Below are 3,630 nucleotides of genomic sequence, written 5' to 3' on the forward strand. Positions count from 1 at the left end.
TTATGTATTTTTATGTAATAATTACTATATTTTATGATATAATAATAAGAAAATTAATAGGAGGTAAGTTAATGAAAAACTCAAATAAAATAGACTTTAGACATAAAATCAAAAATCACACATATAATATAAAAAAAATTGCAAGCGATATGAAATTAAAGTATGATATGTGGAAGTGGATTTTGAATTTGCACGATTTCAAAAATCATAAAAATTTTTTTGAAGTTTACAAAGATAAACCTTTTATGAGATATTTTAGACCTCTATTTTTAATATTTTTTTTAATTCAAGTTCTAATTATTTGTTTATTTTTAATTACTTTGCCAATGAGTTTTTTTGGCTTTTTCTTTGTGAAAAATGGCTTAAAATCATTTAATCGCATTGATTATAGTCCAGCAATCGATTACACCTATGTCATTTTCTCTGAATTAGCCTTAGTGATTTTATTAATACTGTTTGGAGTAACTGGTAAAAAGATTTTTGGCTATCCAGCTTTATTATATTCGCTATATTTTATTTATGGAGTTATATTTAAAATGATTTTATAGAACTTATAGATTCTACACCAAAAGCTGATGGCTAACTTTGTGAATCACTACCACTTACAAAAGTGGTAGATTCTAAAAAACTACTGTTTAAAAACTTCTTTAAATTGATTAACAAGTTCCAAAATTTCATTATTGTCTTTCTTGGGTTTTGAAATAAATCCAGCTAAATTTAAAGCATCCTCTTTTAGTTCTTTATATTTTTCTTTTGCGAGTATATCAATAGCCATAAGCATTTCTTTTGATAAAAATGTGCTTTCTTTAAATTTCTCTTTAATAGCCAATTGATTTTCTCTTAGAAGATTTTGCGAAGCAAGATAAGCATTAATAGATTCTTTATTAATTTCATTATTTTTGATAGCTTGTCTATAAGTATCCATAGTATCAGCTTCAATATCTTTTTTATTTACTTTTCCTTCTAATTGATCTAATATGGCTTTTACTAAAGGCATTTTCACAGTTTTGCTTAAATATTCTCTAGATTTATTTTTCACATTGCAAGCTTGAGCAACTTCATCTTTAAGTTTTTCTTCTCTTTCTCTATTCAAAACCTCTAAATTGGCTTTTTCTTTGTAAAGATTCACAAGAATATCAAAAAGTTCTTTGGCTTCATTTCTTTCTTCAATAGAAATATGTCCATTTTTCATTGTTTCATTCTCCTAACATTATTTTGAATATTTTCTTGAACATTAGAGTCTTCTTTGACATTCCCATTTTCATCAAGCCAGTCGTTATCATAGGCTTCTTGTCTAAGCAAATCCATTGCAGATGTATCATCATATATATGAGTTTGATTACTATCTGATTGAATGCTTTGATTTGCATTTTGTTCTACTTGCTCGCCCATTGCATCGGAACTTTGAATATTTTGATTTTGTTCCTCATTTATGATATTTTCTTCCTGGCTTGGATTTTCTTCTGAAGCTTTATTATCATCAATAATATTATCATTATTGATGACGCTAAATTCTATATATTCATCCTGTTTTTTTCTAGCATTAAACTCCTCGCTAAAAATTATATTTTCTTCTAATTCTTTTTTAATATCCTTTATTTCATACTCACAAAGTTGTTGTCTTAAAATAGCGTTTTTCTTTTGAAGATTCTTTTTAAAATCTCTAAGTTCAGATAAACTACATTTCTTCAAGTCTCTTGTCAAATTTTGAAAATCTCTCACTTTAAGACTTGGATCATCTAAGGCGATAAGATTTTTCTCAAATGGAAAAACAAAAGCTTGCGTGTCTTTAAAATACTTTGTAAGTTCATTAAAATCATAACCGCTTTTTTCATCATCAACATATTCAGCATCAACAATATTATTATCAATATCATTATTATCATCAATATCATTTATTTGTTCTTGTTCATTACTTTGTTCTTTATTAGTTTCCTCTAATACTTCTTCTTGAGAATTCACAGTATTTTTTTCTAAATTTTCATCATTTTGATACTCAAGTAGAGCTTGTGACAATGAAATATTTTCATCCATATTATACGCAATACTTCCAATTAAATTATCTTTTTGAAAATCTTCATCGCTATAATCTTCCCCTTTTTCTAGTTTAGAAAGTTTATAAGCTTTATCATAAGCTTCATCTCCCAAAATATCAAAATCAAGTTTTCCTAAAGAATTTAATTTCTCTGATAAAAATTCCTGTTTGTGTTGATTGTCAAACGCATACCAAATTCCTTGTATTTTTTGCATTAAAATCTCATCATCTGTGAGATTAATTTCAGTATCATTGATTTTTTTCAAAAAATCACTCCCATTATTCATTTTACATTTTTTTAAATTATTTAAATATTTATCTTCTTCGTTATATAGAATAGATTTGTAAAATGAAGTCAGATCCATATCATTGGAAATTTTAAATATATCTCCTCTATGCTCAATATAACTCATTCTTTTCTCCTTTTTTAATTTACTTAATTTTTCACGCTCTTGTTTTTTTACGCATTTGGGCTTGTTGTTCTCTATACTCTTGTCTTAATTGTTTCATAGCGCTATCATTATCTGGTTCAATTTCATCTCCAACAATACACTCTTTTTTTTCTGAACGATTTTGTATTGATTCTTCAATCTTTTGAATTTTATTTTCCAACTCATCAATGGATTTAAAATTTTCATTTTTCAATGCTCTTAATTCTGTATAATCAGAACCAATTCTTTTTAATTCTGGATTTTCTTTACCAATATTAATCCATCTCTTAACGACAACATCTTCAATATATCTTTTAATTTCATTTGGTGATAATTGTTCTATTGTTTCATCTTTTGATATAGTCTTATTATTAGCAACCATATTTGAATTACTATTAGCAATTTGTTTTTTTAAAACACTATTTTCTTTTTCAAGGTTTTCAATTCTTTTAAATAATTCTTTAATTACATCACTATTATTTTCTTTTTCCATTTTACTTTCTTTTATTCTAATACTAAATTTTTTCAAAAAATCATTTATTTCTTTTATTGGGCGTTCTTGAAGTGTAAAATAATTTCTAGAGTTATTAAAACTATTAATCATTTCTTTTGATAATCCAGCATCTAGGATCTTTTCATTATAGTATTGCTCAAAAAGTTTTGAAATACTCTCTTGCACTTCATTCTTCGGCTTATGAACAATAACAAAACCTTTATCATTAACATTCTTATATTCTTGTTTCTTTGTATTATCACTAGTTGCCCCATTAAAAGATTTGCCTGCATTCTGATTTGATTTTGAGGCATACAAACCTTCTTCAACATAATTATTAATTTTTTTAACAATCTCATTAATTTCTTCATTGCTAGGGTTAAAATCAATAATATAGTTTCTTAAAGCCAAAGTCACATTATGAAAATCTTTAGATAACTTAATTCCATTAAGTTTAAAATTTTCAACGAATTTATCAACAATTTTTAAATCTGCTACCTTAGATTGTTCGATATTTTCCCTTAATTTGACAAAACCAAGATCATTTAGTTCCTGAGCATTAATATAATTTTTATCAAACATTTCAACTCCTTCATTAATATTTCCCATAATTAAATCATAAATCAAAATTCAAAATCTTAGAAATAGCTGAAGCTCTGTAAATTTACAGT

4 protein-coding genes are annotated in these 3,630 nt (G+C 25.6%); 1 reads left to right on the plus strand and 3 read right to left on the minus strand.

Going from position 1 to position 3,630, the window contains the following annotated elements; all coding sequences use genetic code 11:
- On the plus strand, positions 1–548 hold a 548-nt coding region (locus tag ELQ16_RS10090), incomplete at its 5' end, for a hypothetical protein (protein WP_208335100.1).
- An 80-nt stretch (positions 549–628) separates the two neighbouring features.
- Here ELQ16_RS10090 and ELQ16_RS09705 read toward each other — a convergent pair.
- Genes ELQ16_RS09705 through ELQ16_RS09715 form a run of 3 tightly spaced genes read right to left on the minus strand, consistent with a single transcriptional unit; the run spans position 629 to position 3,541 of the window.
- Entirely contained in the window at positions 629–1,192 is a 564-nt protein-coding gene (locus ELQ16_RS09705) for a hypothetical protein (protein WP_134239435.1), read from the minus strand.
- Positions 1,189–2,448: a hypothetical protein gene (locus ELQ16_RS09710; protein ID WP_134239437.1), complete on the minus strand. Its 1,260-nt coding sequence runs from the start codon at positions 2,446–2,448 to the stop codon at positions 1,189–1,191. The genes ELQ16_RS09705 and ELQ16_RS09710 overlap by 4 nt, the downstream gene beginning before the upstream one ends.
- A 31-nt stretch (positions 2,449–2,479) precedes the next feature.
- Entirely contained in the window at positions 2,480–3,541 is a 1,062-nt protein-coding gene (locus tag ELQ16_RS09715) for a hypothetical protein (RefSeq protein WP_134239438.1), read from the minus strand.
- Positions 3,542–3,630: the final 89 nt, after the last annotated feature.

This window comes from Campylobacter sp. US33a (genome assembly GCF_004378855.1).
Taxonomy (GTDB): domain Bacteria; phylum Campylobacterota; class Campylobacteria; order Campylobacterales; family Campylobacteraceae; genus Campylobacter_D.